Origin of the sequence: Streptomyces sp. NRRL F-2664, assembly GCF_000719345.1 — a bacterium.
Lineage (GTDB): Bacteria > Actinomycetota > Actinomycetes > Streptomycetales > Streptomycetaceae > Streptomyces.
The window spans coordinates 1-591 of the sequence record NZ_JOFX01000309.1 but is presented as its reverse complement, the minus strand read 5'-3'; the positions used below and the strand labels follow the sequence as shown (position 1 = coordinate 591).

General features: G+C 74.1%; 1 protein-coding gene. It reads left to right on the top strand.

Features of this window, described 5'->3' with window-relative positions; translation table 11 throughout:
• Positions 1-591 (top strand): hypothetical protein (locus IF89_RS39515; protein ID WP_043194929.1); only part of this gene is annotated, 591 nt, incomplete at both ends.

Genomic DNA, 591 nt, shown 5'->3' with positions numbered 1-591 from the left:
GGTCCTGCAGGAGACCTCCAACACCCTGGCTGCGGACCGGCGCACGGTCACCGGGACCGTCACCCGCACCGCAGACAGCAGCGGGAAGCTCGCCGCCCGAGAGCAGACCGCCTTCACCTACGACAAGTACGGGCAGATTGCCTCCGGGACGGTCAGCTGGGCCGACGGCGCCGGTGGGGAGGGCCGGGGTGAGGGGCCGGGCGAGCTGAAGACTGAGGTCAGCCGGACCGTTGAGGACGGGCGCCTGACCGAGACCGCCACCGTGGCGCCCGGCACGGATGCCGAGACCTCCGCCTCGCGGGTGGTGGACCTGGCCACCGGCGCCGTGCTGGAGGAGGCCGGCCCCGGCGGGCGGGTCGTCTCGCGTACGGAGTACGACCGCCAGGGCCGCCCTTCCGTGCACACGGTGCTGCCGGACTCCGACAAGCCGCAGACCACCCGCATCGCCTACCCCTCCCCTACCGTCACGGTCACGGCCACGCCTGACGGCCGTCGGGTGACGGAGACCCTCGACGCGCTGGGCCGCCCGCTGCGGACCGCGGACAACTACCGCGACGGCGCCTACGCCAAAGAGCCCGACGCCGACGGCGC